The organism is Devosia elaeis, from assembly GCF_001650025.1.
Taxonomy (GTDB): Bacteria; Pseudomonadota; Alphaproteobacteria; order Rhizobiales; family Devosiaceae; genus Devosia; species Devosia elaeis.
The window spans coordinates 16,250-38,255 of sequence record NZ_LVVY01000081.1 but is presented as its reverse complement, the minus strand read 5'-3'; the positions used below and the strand labels follow the sequence as shown (position 1 = coordinate 38,255).

At 65.8% G+C, this 22,006-nt stretch carries 20 protein-coding genes; 18 read left to right on the top strand and 2 right to left on the bottom strand.

From position 1 onward, the window contains the following. Positions 1-278 precede the first annotated feature (278 nt). The 10 genes from A3840_RS09250 to A3840_RS09205 all read left to right on the top strand — a co-directional run bounded on the left by A3840_RS09250 (position 279) and on the right by A3840_RS09205 (position 11,682). Entirely contained in the window at positions 279-1,271 is a 993-nt protein-coding gene (locus A3840_RS09250) for an ABC transporter permease (protein ID WP_067455253.1), read from the top strand. Between the two features lies 1 nt (position 1,272). Continuing rightward, positions 1,273-2,406 carry an ABC transporter permease gene (locus A3840_RS09245; protein ID WP_082903773.1) on the top strand — a complete coding sequence of 378 codons (1,134 nt, stop codon included), beginning with the start codon at positions 1,273-1,275 and terminating at the stop codon, positions 2,404-2,406. Between the two features lie 114 nt (positions 2,407-2,520). Continuing rightward, on the top strand, positions 2,521-3,537 hold the full coding sequence (locus A3840_RS09240) for an ABC transporter ATP-binding protein (RefSeq protein ID WP_067455250.1): 1,017 nt from the start codon (positions 2,521-2,523) through the stop codon (positions 3,535-3,537). Beyond that, on the top strand, positions 3,534-4,610 hold the full coding sequence (locus A3840_RS09235; protein ID WP_082903772.1) for an ABC transporter ATP-binding protein: 1,077 nt from the start codon (positions 3,534-3,536) through the stop codon (positions 4,608-4,610). Before A3840_RS09240 ends, A3840_RS09235 begins: the two co-directional genes overlap by 4 nt. Before the next feature lie 104 nt (positions 4,611-4,714). Further along, positions 4,715-6,568, top strand: a complete 1,854-nt coding sequence (locus tag A3840_RS09230) for a DUF2264 domain-containing protein (RefSeq protein ID WP_067455247.1) — start codon at positions 4,715-4,717, stop codon at positions 6,566-6,568. Then, positions 6,565-7,575, top strand: a complete 1,011-nt coding sequence (locus tag A3840_RS09225) for a hydroxyacid dehydrogenase (protein WP_067455244.1) — start codon at positions 6,565-6,567, stop codon at positions 7,573-7,575. The genes A3840_RS09230 and A3840_RS09225 overlap by 4 nt, the downstream gene beginning before the upstream one ends. A 5-nt stretch (positions 7,576-7,580) precedes the next feature. Beyond that, complete coding sequence (locus tag A3840_RS09220) at positions 7,581-9,212, top strand: acyltransferase (RefSeq protein ID WP_067455238.1); 1,632 nt, start codon at positions 7,581-7,583, stop codon at positions 9,210-9,212. A gap of 121 nt (positions 9,213-9,333) precedes the next feature. After that, positions 9,334-9,981 carry a ThuA domain-containing protein gene (locus A3840_RS09215; protein WP_067455480.1) on the top strand — a complete coding sequence of 216 codons (648 nt, stop codon included), beginning with the start codon at positions 9,334-9,336 and terminating at the stop codon, positions 9,979-9,981. Between the two features lie 55 nt (positions 9,982-10,036). Beyond that, positions 10,037-10,951 (top strand): ROK family protein, encoded by a 915-nt coding sequence (locus A3840_RS09210; RefSeq protein ID WP_067455234.1) that lies wholly within the window; start codon positions 10,037-10,039, stop codon positions 10,949-10,951. Further along, the gene (locus A3840_RS09205; RefSeq protein ID WP_067455232.1) at positions 10,948-11,682 is read left to right on the top strand and encodes a copper homeostasis protein CutC; all 735 of its coding nucleotides are present in this window, start codon (positions 10,948-10,950) and stop codon (positions 11,680-11,682) included. The genes A3840_RS09210 and A3840_RS09205 overlap by 4 nt, the downstream gene beginning before the upstream one ends. 361 nt (positions 11,683-12,043) lie before the next feature. On the opposite strand, the gene A3840_RS09200 is transcribed toward A3840_RS09205, so the two are convergent. Continuing rightward, positions 12,044-13,162 carry a 5-methyltetrahydropteroyltriglutamate--homocysteine S-methyltransferase gene (locus A3840_RS09200; protein ID WP_067455228.1) on the bottom strand — a complete coding sequence of 373 codons (1,119 nt, stop codon included), beginning with the start codon at positions 13,160-13,162 and terminating at the stop codon, positions 12,044-12,046. Positions 13,163-13,289: 127 nt separating this feature from the next. On the opposite strand from A3840_RS09200, the gene A3840_RS09195 reads away from it, so the two are divergent. From A3840_RS09195 to A3840_RS09160, 8 genes are all read left to right on the top strand, one after another. Continuing rightward, positions 13,290-14,336 (top strand): aromatic ring-hydroxylating dioxygenase subunit alpha, encoded by a 1,047-nt coding sequence (locus tag A3840_RS09195; protein WP_067455225.1) that lies wholly within the window; start codon positions 13,290-13,292, stop codon positions 14,334-14,336. Next, a complete protein-coding gene (locus tag A3840_RS09190) occupies positions 14,336-15,067 on the top strand; it encodes a GntR family transcriptional regulator (protein WP_067455222.1) in 732 nt (243 codons plus the stop codon). Before A3840_RS09195 ends, A3840_RS09190 begins: the two co-directional genes overlap by 1 nt. A gap of 180 nt (positions 15,068-15,247) precedes the next feature. Further along, the gene (locus A3840_RS09185; protein WP_067455219.1) at positions 15,248-16,216 is read left to right on the top strand and encodes a PDR/VanB family oxidoreductase; all 969 of its coding nucleotides are present in this window, start codon (positions 15,248-15,250) and stop codon (positions 16,214-16,216) included. A 116-nt stretch (positions 16,217-16,332) separates the two neighbouring features. Beyond that, positions 16,333-18,192 (top strand): feruloyl-CoA synthase, encoded by a 1,860-nt coding sequence (locus A3840_RS09180; protein WP_067455216.1) that lies wholly within the window; start codon positions 16,333-16,335, stop codon positions 18,190-18,192. 3 nt (positions 18,193-18,195) lie between these two features. Further along, positions 18,196-19,437, top strand: a complete 1,242-nt coding sequence (locus A3840_RS09175; RefSeq protein ID WP_067455213.1) for a thiolase family protein — start codon at positions 18,196-18,198, stop codon at positions 19,435-19,437. Continuing rightward, entirely contained in the window at positions 19,437-20,198 is a 762-nt protein-coding gene (locus A3840_RS09170; protein ID WP_067455209.1) for an SDR family NAD(P)-dependent oxidoreductase, read from the top strand. Before A3840_RS09175 ends, A3840_RS09170 begins: the two co-directional genes overlap by 1 nt. 8 nt (positions 20,199-20,206) lie before the next feature. After that, on the top strand, positions 20,207-20,623 hold the full coding sequence (locus A3840_RS09165; protein WP_067455206.1) for an acyl-CoA thioesterase: 417 nt from the start codon (positions 20,207-20,209) through the stop codon (positions 20,621-20,623). Positions 20,624-20,646: 23 nt separating this feature from the next. Further along, positions 20,647-21,411, top strand: a complete 765-nt coding sequence (locus A3840_RS09160) for a crotonase/enoyl-CoA hydratase family protein (protein ID WP_067455203.1) — start codon at positions 20,647-20,649, stop codon at positions 21,409-21,411. Between the two features lie 5 nt (positions 21,412-21,416). On the opposite strand, the gene A3840_RS09155 is transcribed toward A3840_RS09160, so the two are convergent. Further along, on the bottom strand, positions 21,417-21,890 hold the full coding sequence (locus A3840_RS09155; protein ID WP_082903771.1) for a MarR family winged helix-turn-helix transcriptional regulator: 474 nt from the start codon (positions 21,888-21,890) through the stop codon (positions 21,417-21,419). Positions 21,891-22,006: the final 116 nt, after the last annotated feature.

The window sequence follows — 22,006 nt, the reverse complement described above, 5'->3', positions numbered from 1 at the left end:
GAGAGCTATGCTCGAATGGCGTGCCCTCCCGGCCTCCCGCGGCTCCTCCCATGAGCCGCGGGACGGTTGGAGCCCAATCTTCCGCGCTTTGGCTCTATCGCCTCCCTCCCCCTTGAGGGGAGGGAATGAGGGAGGGGGTCCATCGGTGAACCACTGAGCGACCCCCACCCCAGCTCTGCTACGGCCCTGCGGGCCGAGCGCCGCTACCCGCCCCGCAAGGGGGAGGGAGGCGACAGGGCCGCAAGGCTCGGACCAGGCCCCGTTTCAGGACAACGCCCATGCTGCGTTTCATCACCACCCGCCTCGTCGCCATGGTCCTCACGCTCTGGGCCGTCAGCTTCGTGGCCTTCGCCATCATCCAGCTGCCGCCGGGCGATTATCTCACCACCTATATGGCGACCCTGGCCTCCAATGGCGATCGGGTGGACCCGGCCCAGATCGATGCCCTGCGCCGCCAATACGGCTTCGGCGAGCCCTATATCGTCCAATATTGGAAATGGATCACCGGCATCCTGACGCGCGGCGATTTCGGCCAGAGCTTCGAATGGAAGGCGCCGGTGACGACGCTGATCTGGGGGCGCCTGGGCAATTCCATCCTGGTCGAGGGCCTGGCCGTCATCGTCATGTGGACCATTGCTCTACCCATCGGCATCTATGTGGCGGTCAAGAAATATTCCCTGGGCGATTACCTCGCCACCATTGGCGGTTTCATCGGCCTGGCCATTCCCAATTTCCTCCTAGCCCTGCTGCTGATGTATCTCAGCTTCGTCTGGTTCGGCACCACCATTGGCGGCCTGTTCTCCCCCGCCTATGAGAACGCCCATTGGTCCATTCCCCGGCTCATGGATTTCCTCTCCCGCGCCTGGGCGCCGGTCCTGGTCCTCGCCACGGCGGGCACGGCCGAGCTGATCCGCATCCTGCGCGCCAATCTGCTCGACGAGCTGAAGAAACCCTATGTCACCACCGCCCGGGCCAAGGGCCTGCCGGAATGGAAGGTCATTCTCAAATATCCCGTGCGCGTGGCGCTCAATCCCCTGGTCTCCACCATCGGCTGGCTGCTGCCGGCCCTGGTTTCCAGCTCGGTCATCGTCTCGGTAGTGCTCAACCTGCCCACGGCCGGCCCCCTGCTGCTGCGCTCGCTCACCTCCCAGGACATGTATCTGGCCGGCGCCATCATCATGCTCCTGGGCGTCCTCACCGTCATCGGCACGCTGATCTCCGACCTGCTCCTGGCCTGGATCGATCCGCGCATTCGCTATGGGAGCAAATGACATGGCCGTCGAAACCATGCCCCCCCTCGCCGAAACGGCGCCGCCCCGGGCCCGCCGGGAATCGCAACTGGCGCTGATGTGGCGGCGCTTCCGCCAGCATCAGCTGGCCGTCGTCAGCCTCTGGATCGTCGTCGCCTTCTATCTGGTCGCCGCCCTGGCCGAATTCCTGGCGCCGGTCGATCCCGCCTTCTACAGCGCCCGCTATACCTATGCGCCGCCACAGGGCATCAACTTCATCGTCAATGACGAAAACGGCTGGCGCTTCCAGCCCCATGTCAACGGCTACAAGTCCGAGATCGACCCGGCCGCCATGCGCCGCACCTTCGTCATCGATCCCGAAGAGATCATTCCGGTGCGCTTCTTCGCCCCCACCGAGCCCTATCGCCTGGCCGGGTTCATTCCCATGTCGGTCAAGCTCATGGGCGTCGAGAACCCGCGCGATCCCTTCTATGTCCTGGGCGCCGACCGGCTCGGCCGCGACCTTCTGAGCCGCCTCATCCACGGCACCCGCATCTCGCTCTCCATCGGCCTGGCCGGCGTCACGCTCAGCCTGTTCTTCGGCATCATCATCGGCGGCTTTGCCGGCTATTATGGCGGCCTCTTCGACAGCGCGGTCATGCGAGTCATCGAATTCATCCGCTCCATGCCCACCATTCCGCTCTGGCTGGGCCTGGCGGCGGCGCTGCCCAAGGACTGGTCCGCCCTCCAGACCTATTTCGCCATTACCATCATCCTGTCGCTGATCGGCTGGACCGAGCTGGCCCGCGTGGTGCGCGGTCGCTTCCTTAGTTTGAGGACCGAGGATTTCGTCACCGCCGCCCAGCTCGACGGCGCCAGCGACTGGCGCATCATCACCCGCCACATGGTGCCCAGCTTCACCAGCCACATCATCGCCGCGGCTACCCTGGCCATTCCCGGCATGATCCTGGCCGAAACGGCCCTGAGCTTCCTCGGCCTGGGCCTGCAACCGCCCATCGTCTCCTGGGGCACGCTGCTCCAGGAAGCCCAGAACATCCGCACGCTTGCGACAGCGCCCTGGCTGCTCACCCCCGGCATCTGCGTCGTCGTGGTCATCCTCGCCCTCAATTTCTTCGGAGACGGCCTACGTGACGCCGCTGATCCCCATGGACGTTGATCTTTCTTTCTTCACCTCTCCCTTCGGGGGAGAGGTCGGCGCACAGCGCCGGGTGAGGGGGCCTTTGGCGCCCATTCGCCGGCTCCCCGCCCTGGCCGATTGCGAGGTGTTCCCATGACCGCCCCCCTCCTCACCATCAACGACATGTCCATCATCTTCACCTCGCCCGACGAGCCCGATATCGAGGCCGTGCGCCAGGTCGATCTGACCCTCACCCCGGGCAAGACCCTGGCCCTGGTGGGCGAAAGCGGCTGCGGCAAGTCCGTCACCGCCCGCGCCGTGCTGCGTCTCCTCGACCGCAATGCCGATATCCGCACCGGCGAAATCCTCTTCGAGGGGGAGGGCGGCAAGGTCGACATTGCCCGGCTCAAGCCCGACAGCGATGCCATGCGCGCCATTCGCGGCGCCCAGGTTTCCATGATCTTCCAGGAGCCGATGTCCTCGCTTTCCCCGGTCCACACCATCGGCGACCAGATCGACGAGATCATCATCCTGCATGAACGCCTCACCCCCAGACAGGCGCGTGAGCGCACCATTGCCCTGTTGGACCAGGTCGGCGTGCCCGGCGCCCGCGAACGCGCCAATGCCTATCCCTTCGAGCTTTCCGGCGGCTTGCGGCAGCGCGCCATGATCGCCATGGCGCTGGCCTGCACCCCCAAATTGTTGATCGCCGATGAGCCAACCACCGCGCTCGACGTCACCACCCAGGCGCAGATCCTCGATCTCCTGCGCCAGCTCCAGGACGATTACGGCATGGCCATGCTGTTCATCACCCACGATCTCGGCGTCGTCGCCGAAATCGCCGACGAGATCGCCGTCATGTATCTGGGCGACGTGGTGGAGCAGGGCGATGTCTTCGACGTCTTCCGGGCGCCCCGCCATCCCTATACCCAGGCGCTGATGAATTCGGTGCCCCGCCTGCAGCGCAAGGCCGAACGCGAGAGGCTGTCGCCCATCAAGGGCAACGTGCCCTCGCCCAAGGACCGGCCGCAGGGCTGCGCCTTCACCAGCCGCTGCCCCTTCGCCTTCGAGCCCTGCGCCGATACCCGGCCGGCCCGCACAAGCCTGCCGGGCGACCACGTCGCCCGCTGCCACCTGCTGACCAGGACTCGCGCGGAGGCCATGGCATGAGCACGCTTCTCACCGTCGAAAACCTCTCCAAGGTCTATACTTTGGGCGGGGGCCTGTTCGGCCCGGCGCGGGAACTGGTCGCGCTCAACGATGTCGGTTTCACCCTCGAGGCCGGCGAAACTCTGGCCATCGTGGGCGAAAGTGGCTGCGGCAAGACCACGCTGGGCCGCTGCATCATCAAGGCCCAGCCGGTCACCCATGGCCATGTCTATTACCACCCCAAGGACCAGGCCAAGGTCGAGCTCACCGCCCTGGGCAAGCGCGACATCAAGCCCTGGCGCCGCGATATCCGCATGATCTTCCAGGATCCCATGTCCTCGCTCAATCCGAACATGCGCGTCTTCGACATCGTCGCCGAGCCGCTGCGCATCCATCGCGTCGCCCGCGGCAAGGAACTGGAGGAAAGGGTGCTGGACACCCTGGCCAAGGTCGGCATCGCGCCGGATGCGGTGGGCCGCTATCCCCATGCCTTTTCCGGTGGCCAGCGCCAGCGCATCGGCATTGCCCGCGCTCTGGTGCTCGATCCCAGGCTGGTCATCGCCGACGAGGCCGTCTCGGCGCTCGATGTCTCCATCCAGGCCCAGGTGCTCAACCTGCTCGACGATCTCAAGAGCGAATTCGGCCTGACCTACATTTTCATCAGCCACGATCTGGGCGTGGTCAATTACATCGCCGACCGCGTCCTCGTCATGTATCTGGGCCATGTGGTGGAAAACGCGCCCACCGAAATGCTGTTCGAGCGGCCGCGCCATCCCTATACCGAAATGCTGCTCGAAGCCCTCCCCATCGCCGATCCGACCCGACGCAAGGGCCGCAGCAAGGAACTCAAGGGCGAGATTCCCTATCTCGGCAATCGCCCCCGGGGCTGCCCGTTCCATACCCGCTGCAAATACGCCCAGGATATCTGCCGGTCCGAAAAGCCGGCTTTGCGTTCCATCAATGGCAGCGCCCAGATGGCGGCCTGCCATTTCGCCGAAACCCTCGACCTCAAGGGCGCCTATGAATCCTCGATAGGCGGTGGTGATCGCCCCCTCCCCCTTGAGGGGAGGGCCGGGGAGGGGGTGGTTTTGTGACCCACGATGGACCCCCACCCTCATTCCCTCCCCTCAAGGGGGAGGGAGGCGCAGGAGCTGATGCTTCCGCCACATACCAATTGCTCCGTAAGGAAACAGCTTGAATGACCTATGATCCCGTTTCGGCCAATCCGCTCCATGGCAATCCGCTCAAGACCCGGGCCGATGTCGAAAAGGGCCTGCGCGATCTGTTCACCCCGCTCCTGCCTTACTTTTCCGAGGGCGGCGCCCGCGTGCGGCTCGATGGGGCAGCGGCCCATTTCGACCGCGCCGCGGCCGATCTCGAAGGCTTTGCCCGCCCGCTCTGGGGCCTGACGCCCCTGGCGGCCGGCGGCGGCGCCTTCGATCATTGGGAACTCTATCGCCGCGGCCTCGCCAACGGCACCGATCCGGACCATCCCGAATATTGGGGCCAGGTCAACGGCATCGACCAGCGCCAGGTCGAACTGGCGGCCATCGGCTTCACCATGAAAATGCTGCCGCACCTGGTCTGGGACCCGCTGCCGCAACGGGCCAAGGACAATCTCGCCGCCTATCTCAAGCATGCCCGGCAATTCGACTATGCCGACAACAATTGGAAATTCTTCCGCATCCTGGTCGATCTCGGCCTCGAACAATGCGGCGTCGATTTCGACCGCTCCTATACCGACAAGTTCCTCGCGGAGCTGGAGGGCTTCTATCTGGGCGATGGCTGGTATCGCGACGGCAATGTCCGCCGCATCGATCACTACATCCCCTTCGCCATGCATTTTTATGGCCTGATCTATTCGAAGCTCGCCAGGGGCGACGCCGCCCGCGCCGCCGAATACCAGGAGCGCGCCCGCCTCTTCGCCCAGGATATCCAGCACTGGTTCGACGAGGATGGCGGCACGCTCGCCTTCGGGCGCAGCCTCACCTATCGCTTCGCCTGCGGCGGCTTCTGGGGCGCCCTGGCCTTTGCCGATGTCGAGGCCTTGCCCTGGGGCGTGATCAAGGGTCATTTCCTGCGGCACCTGCGCTGGTGGAGCAAGCGGCCGATCGCCAATCGCGATGGCGTGCTCTCCATCGGCTATGGCTATCCCAATCTCTTCATGTCCGAGAGCTATAATTCGGCCGGCTCGCCCTATTGGGCGCTCAAGGCCTTCCTGCCCCTGGCCCTGCCCGAGGATCACCCCTTCTGGGCCGCCGAGGAAGTCGCGGCCGATTTCGGCTCCCGCCCGGTGCCGCTCCGCCATCCCGGCATGGTCATGCAGCATAGCCCCGGCAATGTGGTCGCTCTGTCCAGTGGCCAGCAGAACTGGGAAATGCGCGCCGGCGCCGAGAAATATGCCAAGCTGGTCTATTCCTCGCGCTATGCCTTCTCGGTCGAGGTGGCCGAGCGCGCCTATCACCTGGGCGCCTTCGACGGCGTCCTCGCCTTTTCCGACGATGGCCGCCATTATCGCATGCGCGAGACCAACGAGGCCGCCCGCATCGCGGAAAACTGCCTCTATGCCCATTGGAAGCCCTGGAGCGACGTCGATGTCGAAACCTGGCTGGTGCCCGCCAATCACTGGCATATCCGCGTGCATCGCATAAGGACGCCGCGGCCCCTGCATGCCACCGAGGGCGGCTTCGCCATTGCCCGGGCCGATCTCAACGCCGATACCTATATCGACGAGCCGGGCCGCGCCGTCGCCAGGAGCGCGACCGATATCAGCGCCATCCTCGATCTGGGCGGCACCCGCGCCGGCCGGGCCTTCCGCGCCTTGCCCAATACCAATCTCATCGCGGCCAAGACCATCGTGCCGCAATTGCGCGGCGATATCGCAGCCGGCGAAACCCTGCTGATGACGGCCGCCATGGCCCTGCCGGCGGGGAATGAAGCCGAAGCCGCCCTGCAACACCCCCCTCACGCGCCCGATCTGGCGGCGCTCGAGGCCCTTTTCGCGCGCGAAGGTGTCGATGTCAGCGCCATCCTGGTGCCGGAGCGCTTCTGATGCGGCCAAAACTCGCCTTTGCCTTCAGGGCAGACAAGACCACCCACGTCTTCGACGACGAGGCGATGCGGCGGCTGCGCGCCTGCTGCGATATCGTCTCGGAAACCCCGCTCGAAAGCTTCGCGGAACCCGAGGCACGGCACATCCTCTCTCAGGTCGAAGTGCTGATGACCGGCTGGGGCTGCCCCATGCTGACGCCGGATATTCTCGCCGCCGCGCCCAATCTGCGCCTCATCGCCCATGCGGCGGGCACGGTGAAGTTCACCATCGATCCCAGCGCCTATGAGCGGGGCATCCGTGTCACCCACGCGGCCGAGGCCAATGCCGTGCCGGTGGCCGAATATACTCTGGCCGCCATTCTCTTTGCCAATAAGCGCGCCTTCGAATTGCGCGATCTCTACCGGGCCGATCCTTCGCGGCGCAGCGCCTATGCGCTGATGGACCAGCCCATCGGCAATTTCGGCCGCGTTGTCGGCCTGGTCGGCGCCTCCCGCATCGGCCGCAAGGTTGCCGCCATGCTCTCCGGCTTCGATTTCACCGTGCTGCTCTACGATCCCTTCGTGCAGAAGGACGATCCGGTGACCGCTCATGCCGAGCTGGTCGATCTCGATCAGCTCATGGCCCGCTCCGATGTCGTTTCGGTCCATGCCCCCTCCCTGCCGTCGACGCGTGGCATGATCGGGTCGCGGCAATTGAAGCTGATGCAGGATGGCGCCGCCTTCATCAACACCGCGCGCGGCGCGTTGATCGACGAGGCGGCGCTGCTGGCCGAACTGCAGACCGGGCGCATCCATGCCGTCATCGACGTCACCGAGCCGGAAATTCCCGCGTCCGGCTCCCCCTTTTTCAACCTGCCCAATGTCTTCCTCACGCCCCATATTGCCGGCGCCATCGGCACCGAGCGCGCCCGGCTGGGCCTGATGGCGGTGGAGGAGGTGGAGCGCTTCATCCGCGGGCAAACCATGCTCTACGAGATCGAACCGCAATTCCTGGAACGATTGGCGTGAGGCCCATGCTGGACGACAACCCCGACAACAATGACTGGCACCGCTCCCGGCTGCAATTGCTGACCTGGGACCGCACGCCCGACGACATTGCCAGCCCCGAGCATCAGGCGCGCCTCGAAGCCCTGCGGCAGAAGGCCGGCGCCAGCTTCGCGCCCAGCGCCTATGTCGCCGCCGATGCCGATATCTTCACCACCCGCCTGGTGCTGGGCGAGCAGAGCTGGATCGCCGGCCGCGCCCTGGTGCGCGGCGATGTCGAGCTCGGCGCCCATTGCACCGTCAATTCCTATGCCATGATTTCCGGCAAGGTCCGCTGCGGCGATGGCGTGCGCATCGCCAGCCACGTGTCCCTGGTCGGCTTCAATCACGGCTATGACGATCCGGACGTGCCGATCTGGCGGCAGAAGCATGAAAGCCTCGGCATCGTCATCGAGGACGATGTCTGGCTCGGCGCCAATGTCGTGGTGGTCGATGGCGTCACCATCGGGCGCGGCGCGGTGATCGCGGCGGGCGCTGTGGTCAGCAAGGACGTGCCGGCCATGGCCATTGTCGGCGGGGTTCCGGCCAAGGTGCTGCGCTATCGCGGGCGGGGTCGCCGGGGCGATGTCGAGACGCAATTGCACGCCCTTGGCGCGCGCGCCGCAGCCCAATGGCCCGACATCCTGGCCCGCAACAGCCAGGATGGGCACTATGTCTCGCGCGAGGCCGATGGCGTCCTGCGCGCCAGCAATCGCCATCTCTGCGACGCCATCGAGATCGCCGCCGGCTTCGATGCCCTGCCGCCCGGCCTCGATATCCCCGCCACCATTGCCCGTCTCCAGGCCGTGCAGGATCCCCAGACCGGCCTGTTCCCCGATCCCCACCAGCCGCCCCGCCCGGGCGAGGCGCTGCGCGACAACGGCCTGGCGCTCTACAACGTGCTTTCGGCCGGCTATGCGCTCGAAGTGCTGGGCAGCTTTCCGCTGCACCGCATCGGCGCGGTCGAGCTGCCGGCCCCCGAATTGCGCCAATGGCTCAAGGGCCTGCCCTGGGCCAGCCGGGCCTGGGGCGCCGGCGCAACGGTGGATGCCATCGGCACCGCGCTCTATTTCAACGCCCGCTATTTCACCTCCGGGGATGCCCGCGACACGCTGTTCGGCTGGCTCGCTCTGCATCAGGATCGCTCCAGCGGCCTCTGGGGCAAGCCGACGCGCGAAGAGGGTCTCCTGCAGCCGGTCAACGGCTTCTACCGGCTGACGCGCGGCACCTATGCCCAGTTCGGCGTCGCCGTGCCGCGCCCCGAAAGGGCGGTGGATTCGGTGCTGCTCAACCATCGCAATCATGGCGGCTTTTCCGGCGCCACCTATACGGCCTGCAACCTGCTCGATACCATCCACCCGCTCTGGCTCTGCCTCAACGACACCGATCACCGCCGCGCCGAGGCCGAGGAAATCGCCCGACAGGTCATCGCCCGCGCCGGCGAACGCTGGGTGGACGGGGAGGGCTTCGCCTTCGCCGATGGCCAGGAACCGGGCCTGCAGGGCACCGAAATGTGGCTCTCGGTGGTGCATCTGTCGGCCCGCCTGCTGGGCCTCGAAGCCGTCTTCCCCTTCCTGCCCAAGGGCGTGCACCGCACCGAACCGGTAGGATTGGGGCTTTAGGGGCGTCGGATGGCCGGGTGCCGAAGTCGCGGAGCGACACCTCTCCCTTTGGGGGAGAGGTCGCCGCGAAGCGGCGGGTGAGGGGGCCTTTGGCTGGTTGAATTTGATGGAGAAGTTCTGGATGACCAACAAGAAAGCCCTCATCGTCTGGGGCGGCATGGAATTGCACACCCCCGAGCGCGGCGCCCATGTGGTGCGCGACCTCCTGGAGGCGGAGGGCTTTTCCGTCACCGTCACCCCCGATTACGATGCCCTCGGCGCCGGCGATGTCGGGGACAACGACCTCGTCGTGCCGGTCATCACCGACGGCACGCTCGCCCCCGAAAAGATGGCCAATCTCATCGCCGCCATCCGCGCCGGAACCGGCCTTGCCGGCTATCACATGGGCCTGGCCACCAGCTTCCGCGCCAGCGTCCCCTTCCGCTATGCCGCCAGCTGCTATTGGGTGCAGCATCCGGGCAATATCATCACCTACACGGTCGACGTCACCCGCCCCGATCACCCGATCATGGCCGGCATCGAGAGCTTCGAGCACACCTCCGAGCAATATTATCTCAATTACGATCCTGCCGTCGAAGTGCTCGCCACCACCACCTTTTCCGGCGAATTCCACCCCTGGCGCAAGGATGTGGTCATGCCCGTGGTCTTCACCACCAATCACGACAAGGGCCGCGTCTTCTATTCCTCGCTCGGCCACACCGCCGACGAGCTGGCCATTCCCCAGATACGCACCATCCTCAAGCGCGGCCTGCTCTGGGCCGCCCGCTGATCCCGGCTTGATCGCGGCTCCTCTCCCGGCCAAAATGGCAGGGGAAGGGCCTCATATGATCACCTGTTTCGATATCGGCGGCACCCATATCAAGGCCGCCCTGGCCGAGGGCCCGCAAAGCCTCCGCGATCTCGGCCGCGTTCCCACGCCCCGCGATGATTTTTCCGCCTTCACCGCCGCCCTGGCCGGCCTGGTGGAACAGGGCGGCGCCCCCGCCGGCGCGCCCATCGCCATTTCGGTCACCGGCGTGGTCGATCCCGAAACCGGCCTTGTTACCGTCGCCAATATCGCCTGCCTCCATGGCCGCCACCTCGCCGCCGATCTCGGCGCCGCGCTCGGCCGGCCGGTGCTGATCGCCAATGATGCCGATTGCTTCGCCCTCGCCGAGGCCCATGCCGGCGCCGGCCGGGGCCACCGCACCGTCTTCGGCGCTATCCTGGGCACTGGCGTCGGCGGCGGCATCGTCGCCGGGGGCAAGCTGTTCCGCGGGGCAGGGGGCCTGTCCGGCGAATGGGGCCACGGCACCATCGTCGCCACCCGGACAGCCGCCCCGCCGCACGAGCTGCCACCCTTCCCCTGCGGCTGCGGTCTTTCCGGCTGCCTCGATACGATCGGCGGCGCCCGCGGCCTCGAAAGGCTGCACCGGCATATCCATGGCGCGGATCTGCCCAGCACCGCCATCGTCGCAAACTGGACCGAGGACGATCCCGCCGCCGCCGCGACCATCGATCTCTATGTCGAGCTCGTCGCCCGGCCCCTGGCGCTGGTGGTCAATCTCATCGGCCCCGATATCGTGCCGGTCGGCGGCGGGCTGGGCAACAGCGCCCCGCTCATCGCCCGGCTCGACAGGGCCGTGCGCGCCGGCATCCTGCGCCGGATCGATCGCCCCCTCGTCGTCCCGGCGCAATTGACCGTCGATGCCGGCCTGCTCGGCGCCGCCGCCCTCGGCTTTTCGGAGGGAAGGCCATGACCCTGCTGGAGATTTGCGTCGATGACGCCGCCGGGCTCGAAGCCGCCATTGCCGGCGGCGCCGACCGGGTCGAGCTCTGCTCGGTGCTGGAACTGGGCGGCCTCACGCCGACGCCTGGCCTCATCGCCCTGGCCGGTCACGCCAATGTCCCGGTCCGCGCCATGATCCGCCCGCGTCCCGGCGATTTCGTCTTCTCCGAAAGCGATCTCGCCGCTATGCTGGCCGATATCGAAGCCGTACGCCGGGCCGGCCTCGAAGGCGTGGTGCTCGGCGCCAGCCTTCCCGATGGCCGCCTCGATCTCGACATTCTGGGCATTCTCGCCAAGGCCGCCGCCGGCCTCAAGCGAACCCTCCATCGCGCCATCGACCTCGTGCCGGATATGGAAGAAGCGGTGGAACAAGCCATCGCCCTCGGCTTCGACACCATCCTTACCGCCGGCCGCGCCCGCACCGCGCCCCAGGGCATGGACCAGCTCGCCCTGGCCCATCGCATCGCCGCCGGCCGCATCGCCATCATGGCCGGTTCCGGCATCGATGCCGATACGGCCCCCGCCCTCCTGGCCCGCGTGCCGCTCCCGGCCCTCCATGCCTCCTGCAGCACCGCGGCCCCCCCGGCCAGCCCGCCGGCCATTCGGCTGGGTTTCGATAGTCCTGGCCGTCGGTCGACGAGCTTTGAGAAAGTTTCGGCATTAAAGGCAGTGCTATCGGCGCCTTCGTCTTCTCTCCCTTGAGGGAACGTGTTTGCTTTGGACGCTTCCCCCCTCCACGGAGTCATTCCCGCGAAAGCGGGAACCTCTGTTTGCGGCCTCCATATCGGCAACGGAGGTCCCCGCTTTCGCGGGGATGACATCGTGAAAATTCATGGATTGGTGCGCCTTAAGTACCCCTCCCTTGAAGGGAGGGATGGGGAGGGGGTGCGTTAGGCGTCAATCTTGCCCCAAACTGGATGCGGCACCTCCCCCTTGACGGGGGAGGCTGGGAGGGGGGGCGGCACGCACAAAACATTTGTCCATGTGCGACAGCCTCCCCTTGAGGGGAGGGCCGGGGTGGGGGCGTGCAGTGATTCGCTGATGGACCCCGCGCTCGCCCGGCCTACACCCCGCCCCAGATCGTCTCCGCCGTCTTCACCACCAGGTCGAGCTTGCGCCGCTGGTCGTCCATGCTGAGGTCGTTGCCTTCCTCGGTCGAGGCGAAGCCGCATTGCGGGGCGATGCCGAGCTGGTCGAGATCGGCATATTGGCTCGCCGCATCGAACTTGCGCTTGAGATCGTCCAGGTCTTCCAGTTCCGCCGTCTTGGTGGTGATGAAGCCGGGCAGCACGCGCTTCTTCCCCTTGGGCAAGAGCCGCAGCGGCTCCAGGCCGCCGGCGCGGTCGGTGTCGTATTCCATGAAATAGATATCGACATCGGTCTGGTTGAAAATGGCGTCCGCCGCCGGGTCATAGGCGCCCTCGGCCACCCAGGTGGATTTGAAATTGCCCCGGCACATATGCATGCCGATCAGCATGTCCTCGGGCCTGTCGGCAATGGCGTCATGCATCATCTTGGCATAGCGGCCGATCAGCCAATCGGGGTCCTCGCCCTTTGCCTTGCGCTCGGCGCGGATTTTCGGATCGCAGAGATAGGCGAAGAAGATGTCGTCCATCTGCAGATAGCGGCAGCCGGCCGCGTAAAAGGCCTTCACGGCATCTCTATAGGTGGCGGTGATCGCCTCGAAATAGGCCTCGGCATCGTGCTTGTATTCCTTGACCGCGATGTCGTCGTCGGCAATGCGGAAATGCACGGCGCTGGGGCCGGGAATGGAGATTTTCGGCGTCACCTTTGTATTGGCGGCGACGAACTTGAAATGCTCCAGCATCGGGTGGTCTGCGGGGAAGCTGAGCTTGTCGGTGATGACAGGCACGTCCTGCTTGGTATGGACGCCATGGAACTGGATGCCGCCGCCCTCGCGCTGGATGATGTCCAGCCCGTTGAGCATGCCCATGAAATCGAAATGCCACCAGGCCCGGCGGAATTCGCCGTCGGTCACGGCCTTGAGGCCGGCATCCTCCTGCATCTTGATGACGTCGCGGATCGCCGCGTCCTCGATCGCCCTGATTTCATCTGCGCCCATCTTGCCATCGGCGCGCGCCTTGCGGGCCGCCTTGATGGAATCGGGGCGCAGGAACGAGCCGACGACATCGGCGCGATAGGGTGGCTTGGCGACTGACATGGATAGCGATCCTCCTGATTATCAAGGCACTGATACCCAACCCGAAAGTCTTGGCAACGGCAATCTTGCAAAATGTATACAACTGGTATTCATTAGCGGCGAGGAATCTGGAGGAGGAATACGGAAAATGGCTGGCCCCACCTTTCCGATGAATGCTTGGTATGCTGCGGCCTGGGATGTCGAGGTCAAGCGCGCGCTGCTGCCGCGCACCATCTGCAACAAGCCGGTTGTGCTGTATCGCAAGCAGGATGGCTCGGCCATTGCGCTGGCCGATGCCTGCTGGCATCGCCTCTTGCCGCTCTCCATGGGCGAGCTGCATGGCGACAATGTCATCTGCGGCTATCACGGGCTGGAATTCGACGATACCGGCCGATGTGTATACATGCCCTCGCAGGACACCATAAATCCCTCGGCCTGTGTGAAATCCTATCCCCTGGTCGAGCGGCACCGATTCATCTGGCTGTGGATGGGCGATCCGGCCCTGGCCGATCCCGCCCTCGTGCCCGACCTGCACTGGAACGACGATCCGGCCTGGGCGGCCGATGGCAAATATATCCACGCCAAATGCGACTATCGCCTCGTGGTCGACAATCTCATGGACCTGACCCACGAGACCTATGTGCATGGCTCTTCCATCGGCAATCGCGCCGTGGCCGAGGCGCCCTTCGAGGCCACCCATACCGACAGCACCGCCACCATCACCCGCTGGATGCGCGATATCGATGCGCCGCCCTTCTGGCGCGGTCAGCTCGGCAAGCCGGGCAATGTCGATCGCTGGCAGATCATCAATTTCCAGGCGCCCTCGACCATCGCTATCGATGTCGGCGTCGCCCCCACCGGCACCGGCGCGCCCGAGGGGGATCGCAGCCAGGGCGTCAACGGCTTCGTGCTCAACACCATGACGCCGGAAACCGACAAGACCTGTCATTATTTCTGGGCCTTTGCCCGCAATTACAAAATCGACGAACAGGCCCGCACCCACAATCTGCGCGAAGGCGTCTCGTCCATTTTCCGCGAGGACGAGCACATTCTCGAGGCCCAGCAAAAGGCCATCGATGCCAATCCCGATCACGTCATCTATAATCTCAATATCGATGCCGGCTCGATGTGGGCGCGGCGGCTGATCGACCGGATGATCGCGGAAGAAAACGCCATGCAGCAGGCGGCCGAGTGATGGAAAAGACCGACCGCGCCATGCAATCGCAGCGCGCCCTGATGGGCGTGCGCGACCTGGTCATTTCCGGCGAGATTCGTGCCGGCGCCCGCCTTTCCGAAGTCGCGCTTGCCGAAAAGCTCGGCATTTCCCGCACGCCCCTGCGCGCCGCGCTGGCCCGGCTGGAACAGGAGGGGCTGGTGGAGGCCATCCCCTCGGGCGGCTATGCCGTGCGCAGCTTCACCCGCGAGGATGTCATCGACGCCATCGAATTGCGCGGCGTGCTCGAAGGCATGGCCCTGCGCCTCGCCGCCGAGCGCGGCGTCGCCCCGGCGCGCATGGGCGAATTGCATCGGCTCCTCGCCGAGCTCGACCAGGCCCAGCAGGGCGAGGTCGAGCAGATGGATTTCGATCGCTATGTCGATCTCAATGCCACCTTCCACGAAAAACTCTGGGGCCTCGCCAGCCAGACCATCCGCCGCGAGATCGAACGCGTCACCAGCCTCCCCTTCGCCTCGCCCAGCGCCTTCCTGCACAAGCAGGCCGACGTCATGGCCTTCCGCCGCTCGCTCTACGGCGCCCAGGCCCAGCACAAGGCCATGGTCAACGCCATCGAACTGCGCGAAGGCGCCCGCGCCGAGGCCCTGGCCCGCGAACACGCCAGGCTGGCCCGGCAGAACCTCGAATTCGTCCTGGACGAGGACCGCAGCCTCATCCGCCGCGTCCCGGCTTTGTCGCTGGTCGTTGGGTAGGGACGGGCCGTCGGGGCTGGGCGCGATGCAGCCCCTCGCCCCTCAGGGGAGAGGGCTGGGGTGAGGGGTGAAGGCCCATCAATGAAACGGCGACGCTGAACCCCTCATCCGGCCCTTCGGGCCACCTTCTCCCCTCAGGGGAGAAGGACAAGAACCACGCTGTCACTGGGAGGAAAACACATGCGCAACCGTGTCGAATGGCGCGATGCCACCGTCGCCGAAATCCGCGAGATCGCCGAAGACGTCCGCTATATCGCCTTTGCCGTCACCGGCGCCGTGCCGCGCTTCGATCCCGGCGCGCACAGCAATTTCCGCGTCGAGATCAATGGCCAGCCTGCCAATCGCACCTATACGACCATTCCCGCGCCGCCGGGCCAGATCGCCGTGGCCGTGAAGCTGCATCCGCAAAGCCGTGGCGGCTCCCGGTTCATGTGGGCGCTCCAGCCCGGCCAGCCGGTCCGCCTCACCCTGCCGGAAAACCGCTTCGAACTGAGCTGGCGCGCGCCCCATTATCTCCTCCTTGCCGGCGGCATCGGCATCACTCCCATCTATGGCATGGCCCGGGCCCTGGCGGCGCGCGGCGCCTCCCTGCGCCTGGTCTATGCCGCGCGCTCCCGCGCCCTCATGGCCTTTGCCGACGAATTGCAGGCCCTGCTCGGCGACCGGCTGGTGCTGCGCGACAATGCGGCCGGCCAGCACGTCGATCTCGCCGCCGAATTCGCCGCCCTGCCGCCCGATGCCGAATGCTATCTCTGCGGCCCCATCGGCATGCTCGAAGCGGCCAAGTCCGCCTGGGTCGCCGCCGGCCGCCCGATCAGCCGGTTGCGCTACGAGGTCTTCGGCGATAGCGGCCTCTTCGCCGAAAAGCCCTTCGTGGTCGATGTGCTCAACCGCGATATTTCCGTGCCCGTCCGGTCCGATCAGACCCTGCTCGAAGCCCTGCTCGGCGCCGGCGTCGACATGATCTACGATTGCCAGCGCGGCGAATGCGGTCTCTGCGCCGTCAAGGTGCTGGAGCGGGACGCCGAGATCGATCATCGCGACGTCTTTCTCAGCCCCGACGAGAAGGCGGAAAATCACCGCATGTGTGCCTGCGTTTCCCGGCTGAGCGCGGGGCGGGCGACCATCGATATCGGTTATCGCACCTGATTTTCCCGCTTTCGCGCTGCGCGGCGGCTCAACGTCAACAGTCTGCTGACATTTGATAGCCCCTCTTGCGCAGATAATAGTTATACGACATAACTATATCCGTGAGGGAGGAACTCATGGATCTATCTGCGACGCCCATCCGCCCCGTGCGGCTGGGCAACATGGCTGCGAACGCGGAAAACCGTGCCGACGGCACCACGATCATCCGCTCGGTCGAGGCGCTCGGCCCCTATCCGCGCTCCATCGTCGACGCCCTGGAAAGCTGGGCGCACAAGACGCCCGATGCCGTGCTGATCGCCGATCGCGAGGGCGAAGGCTGGCGCGAACTGAGCTTCGCCCGGGTGCTGGAATCCCTCCCGCCACTCGCCCAAGCCCTTCTGAATGCTGGACTTTCTGCCGAACGCCCATTGATGATCATCTCGGGCAACGAGGTCGAACATTTCCTCTTGGGCCTCGCCGCCATCTGGGTCGGCATCCCCTATGCCCCCATCTCCCCGGCCTATTCGCTGGTCTCCACCGATTACGGCAAGCTCAGGCATATTGCGGGCCTGCTCACCCCTGGCATGGTCTATGCCAGCGACGGCGCCAAATTCGCCCCCGCCATCGCCGCCACGTTCGGCGCCGACATCCCTCTCGTCGTCCGCACCAATCCGCTCGACGGCCGGCAAGTCCATGTTTTCGCAGATCTTTTGCAAACGCCGGTAACTCCCGCCGTCGCCGAAGCCCATGCGGCGATCACCCCGGACACGGTGGCAAAATTCCTCTTCACCTCCGGCTCCACCGGCCTGCCCAAGGGCGTCATCACTACCAATCGCATGATGGCCTGCAACCAGGAAATGATCCGCACCGCCCTGGCTTTCCTTGCCGATGAGCCGCCGGTCCTGCTCGATTGGATGCCCTGGAACCACGTCGCCGGCGGCAGCCACAATACCGGCATCGCCATCTATAATGGCGGCGCCTTCTATATCGACGACGGCCAGCCCACCCCGGCGCGGTTCGGCCGCACGCTGGAAAATCTCGCCACCGTGCAGCCGACATTTTTCACAAATGTGCCAAAGGCTTACGAATTCCTCGTCGCCGCCTTTGAGGATCATCCCGAGGCGCGGCGCAATCTCTTCGCCCGGCTGAAACTGCTGCAATATGCCGGCGCGGGCCTCGCCCAGCACGTCTTCGACGGGCTCGATCACGCCGCCCGCCAGGAGACCGGCCAGCGCGTCATGATCATCACCGGCTATGGCTCCACCGAAACCGCGCCCTTCGCCTTCACCACCACCTGGCCGGTGGAACAGGCCGGCCATATCGGCCTGCCCGCCGCCGGCATGACGGTCAAACTGGTGCCCAATGGCGACAAGACCGAGCTGCGCCTCAAGGGCCCCAATGTCACGCCGGGCTATTGGCGCGATGCCGAAAAGACGGCCGAAGCCTTTGACGAAGAAGGCTTTTACAGGATCGGCGACGCCGTGCGCTATGCCGATCCGGACGATCTCGGCAAGGGCTTGGTCTTCGATGGCCGCGTCACCGAGGATTTCAAGCTCTCGACCGGCACCTGGGTCAATTTCGCCGCCGTCCGCGCCGGAGTCATCGGGGCCTGCGCCCCCTTGATCCGCGACGTGGTGCTGACCGGGCTCGACCTCAACTATATCGGCGCCATGATCTTCCCCGACCTGGAAGCCTGCGCCCGCCATGCCGGATTGCCCCCCGGCACCGACCCCGCGCTCGTGGTCGCCCATCCCGCGGTCAGGGAGAAATTCGCCGACAGTCTCGCCCTTTTGGCGGGCAAGGCCACTGGCAGCTCCAATCATGTCGCCCGGGCGCTGATCATGGCCGAATTGCCCGATATCGACAAAGGCGAGGTCACCGACAAGGGCTCGATCAACCAGCGCGCCGTGCGCACCTGCCGGCCGCATCTGGTCGAGGCGCTCTATGCCGAAACGCCCGGCCCCGACATCCTTCTCTGTCCCCGGAAAGGCGCATAACCCATGAGCAAAGGCCTTCGGCTCACCTTCGACGACGCCTATTTGCTGGGCGGCGCCCGCACGCCCTTCATCGATTATCGCGGCGCCTTCGCCGAGATTTCGCCCATCGATCTCGGCATCAAGGCGGCCCGCGCGGCGATCGAAAAAACCGGCGTGAAAGCGGCCGATATCGGCCACACCGTTGCCGGCTCCATGGCCCAGGCCTCGTTCGATGCCTATGTCACGCCGCGCCATATCGGGCTCTATGCCGGTGCGCCCATCGAAGCTCCGGCCCATCTGGTGCAGCGCATCTGCGGCACCGGGCTGGAAGTCATCGCCCAGGCGGCCGATAGCGTGTCGCTCGGGCGGGTGGATCTGGCGCTGGGGGCCGGCTGTGAATCGATGAGCCGCAATCCCATCGCCGCCTATACCCACCGCAACGGCTTCACCATGGGCAAGGTCGAGTTCAAGGACTTCCTCTGGGAAGCGCTCTATGACCCGGCCGGCTGCGTCAATATGGGCGATACGGCGGAAAACCTGGCAAAACAGTATAATATCCCGCGGGAGCGGGTGGATCGCTTCGCCGAACGCAGCTTCGCGCGGGCCGTCGCCGCGCGGGACAAGGGCATTCTGGCCGAGGAAATCGTGGCGGTCGGCAGCGAGACCTTCGAGGTCGAAACCCTTGATAAACGGAGCATAAAACTGCCGCGCGGGGTGGAGAGCGTCGATAAGGACAGCCATATCCGCCCCTCGCCCTACGACGTTCTGGCCAAGCTGCGCCCGGCTTTCGGGGGCGTGCAGACGGGCGGCAATTCCTCGGCCATCGTGGATGGGGCAGGGGCCGTGCTGGTGGCCTCGGCGGCCTATGCCAAGGCCAATGGCCACAAGCCCCTGGCGCGGATTCTGGCCAGTGCTGCAATGGGCGTGCCGCCCCAGATCATGGGCATCGGGCCGGCCCCCGCCATCCGCGCCGTGCTCGACGTGGCCGGTATGCGGCTCGACCAGATCGACCGCATCGAGATCAACGAAGCCTTCGGCGCGCAGGTCCTGGCCTGCGTCGATGAGCTCGGGCTTGATGAAGACAAGCTCAACGTAAATGGTGGGGCCATCGCCATCGGCCACCCGCTGGGCGTGACCGGCATTCGCCTGGGCCTGACACTGGCGCTGGAGCTCAAACGCTCCGGCACGCGCTACGGCATCGCCTCGGCCTGTATCGGCGGCGGGCAGGGCATCGCGCTGCTCATCGAAAATCCCGAGGCCGCGTGATGGATATTTCCGGCAAGACAGTCTTCGTCACCGGCGCCGCCTCCGGGCTGGGCGCCCAGACCGCGCGGGCTCTGGTGGAGGCGGGAGCCCGCGCGGCGATATTCGACCGGGATGCGGAAAAGGGCGAAGCGATTGCCGCCGAGCTGGGCGGCAGGTTCTTCGCCGTGGATGTGGCCGATGCGGCCAGCGCCGAAGCCGCCGTGCAGGAAGCTGTCGAAGCGCTCGGCGCGCCCGCGGTGCTGGTCAATTGCGCCGGCATCGGCACGGCCGCGCGCATTGTCGGGCGCGATGGCCCCATGCCGCTCGATGCCTTTTCCCGCGTCGTCAATGTCAATCTGGTCGGCAGCTTCAACATGATGCGGCTCTGTGCCCACGCCATGTCGCTGGCCCAGCCGGACGCAAATGGCCAGCGCGGCGTGATCATCTCTACGGCCTCGGTCGCCGCCTTCGACGGGCAGATCGGCCAGGCCGCCTATGCCGCCTCCAAGGGCGGCATCGTTTCGCTGACCCTGCCGGCGGCCCGCGAATTCGCCCGCTTCGGCATCCGCGTCCTCGCCATCGCGCCGGGCCTGTTCCTCACCCCGCTGCTCGCCGAATTGCCGCAGGAGGTGCAGGACGGATTGGCGGCGTCGATCCCCAATCCGGCCCGCCTCGGCAAGCCATCCGAGTTCGCGGCCCTGGTCAGGGCCATGGTAGAAAACGATTATCTCAACGGCGAAGTGGTGCGGCTCGACGGCGCGCTGCGCATGGCCGCCAGATAGGAGCCGGCATGTTGACCAACACCACGAGCGTCGAAATCCAGTTCGGCGATTGCGACCCGGCCGGCATCGTCTATTACCCCAATTATTTCCGCTTCTTCGACAATGCCAGCGCCGCGCTGCTCTCGGCCGCCTTTGCCATGCACAAGCGCAATTGGCTGGATCATTACGGCATTGCCGGCATTCCCATGGTCGATACCGGCGCCCGCTTCATCAGGCCGTCGAGCTTCGGCGACATCATCGAAATCCAGAGCGCCATCACCGAGCTGGGCCGCTCCAGCTTCGGGGTGCGGCATGTGGTGCGGCGCGATGGCGACATCATGATCGAAGCGAACGAGAAACGCGTCTGGGTCATCCGCGGCGAGGATGGAGCCATTCGCTCCGCGCCGCTGCCCCACGAGGTCCGCAAACTCCTGGGTGCCGCATGAGCGCGCCAGTCGAAGGAAACAACATGGCCGATATGCTGGTCGTCGACCAGAAGGGCGCCATTGCCCATCTCACGCTCAACCGTCCCGAAAAGCGCAATGCCCTCAACGACGATCTCGTCGCGGCCCTCGATGCGTTTTTCGCCGATGTGCCGCAGCAGACGCGGGCCATCGTCATTTCCGGCGCCGGCGGGCATTTTTCCTCCGGGCTCGACCTGTCCCAGCATGTGGCGCGCCAGCCGCTGGAGGTCATGGCCCATTCGCGCAATTGGCACGGCGTCATGGCGCGGATCGCCCATTCGCCCGTGCCCGTAATCGCCGCCATGAGCGGCGCCGTCATGGGTGGCGGGCTGGAATTCGCCGCCGCCTGCCATGTGCGTGTGGCTGAGGACAGCGTGCGTTTCCAGATGCCCGAGGGCCTGCGCGGCATTTTTGTCGGCGGCGGTGGTTCGGTGCGGATCGCCCGGCTGATCGGTCCGGATCGTCTCACCGAGATGATGCTGACCGGCCGGACCTATTCCGGCGTCGAAGGCGAACGGCTGGGTCTGGCCCACCATCTCGTGCCCGAAGGACAGGCACTGGACAAGGCCTTCGAACTGGCCGGGCGGATTGCGAAAAATTCGCCTACCATCAATGGCTTCATCATCCAGGCCATCGCCCAGATCGGCTCCATGCCGCCCGAAGCGGGCCTTTATGCCGAAAGCCTGACGGCGGCCCTGAGCCAGACGGGCCCCGATGCCGAGGAGGGGCTGCGCGCCTTTCTCGAAAAGCGGCCGCCGGTGTTCAGATGACGCGTTCAGGTCAGCCGGTCGAGCAGGTCGAGCAGGGTCTTGCGGGCCTTTTCTCCGCCCAGCCGCGCGATCAGTTCCTGCTCCATCGTCTCATGGACGGCGCGCGCATGGGCGAGGAACGCTTCACCCGCCGCCGTCAGATGCAGCGCATTGGCGCGCTTGTCGGCATGGGAGGGGATGCGCTCCACCAGTCCGCGCTCTTCCAGCCCATGCACCAGGGTCACGAAATTGGCGCGCTTGACCCCCAGCACTTCGGCGATTTCGGTCTGCTTGCGGCCCGGATTGTCGGCGATCAGCACCAGGACGGAATAGTCCGCCGGCCGCAGCTTGAGTTCGTCGAAGACCGAGAGGAATTTCTGGAACACGCTGAGCTGTGCCCGCCGCAGCCGGTAGCCGATAATGCCCGTGGTGGCGCCCGTGCGTAGCGCCGCCTCGATCTCGCGCGACGGGGAAGGGGGCGGAGGCGGTTCGCGGCGCATTGGCACGTTCATTCCTGTGTTCGAGACCCGGACCGGGCCGGCTTCTAGCACCGGCGCCAATTGGTTATCCACTATAACTTTGCCCGGGCGGGCCGTCGATGCAGGCCGTCATTCGG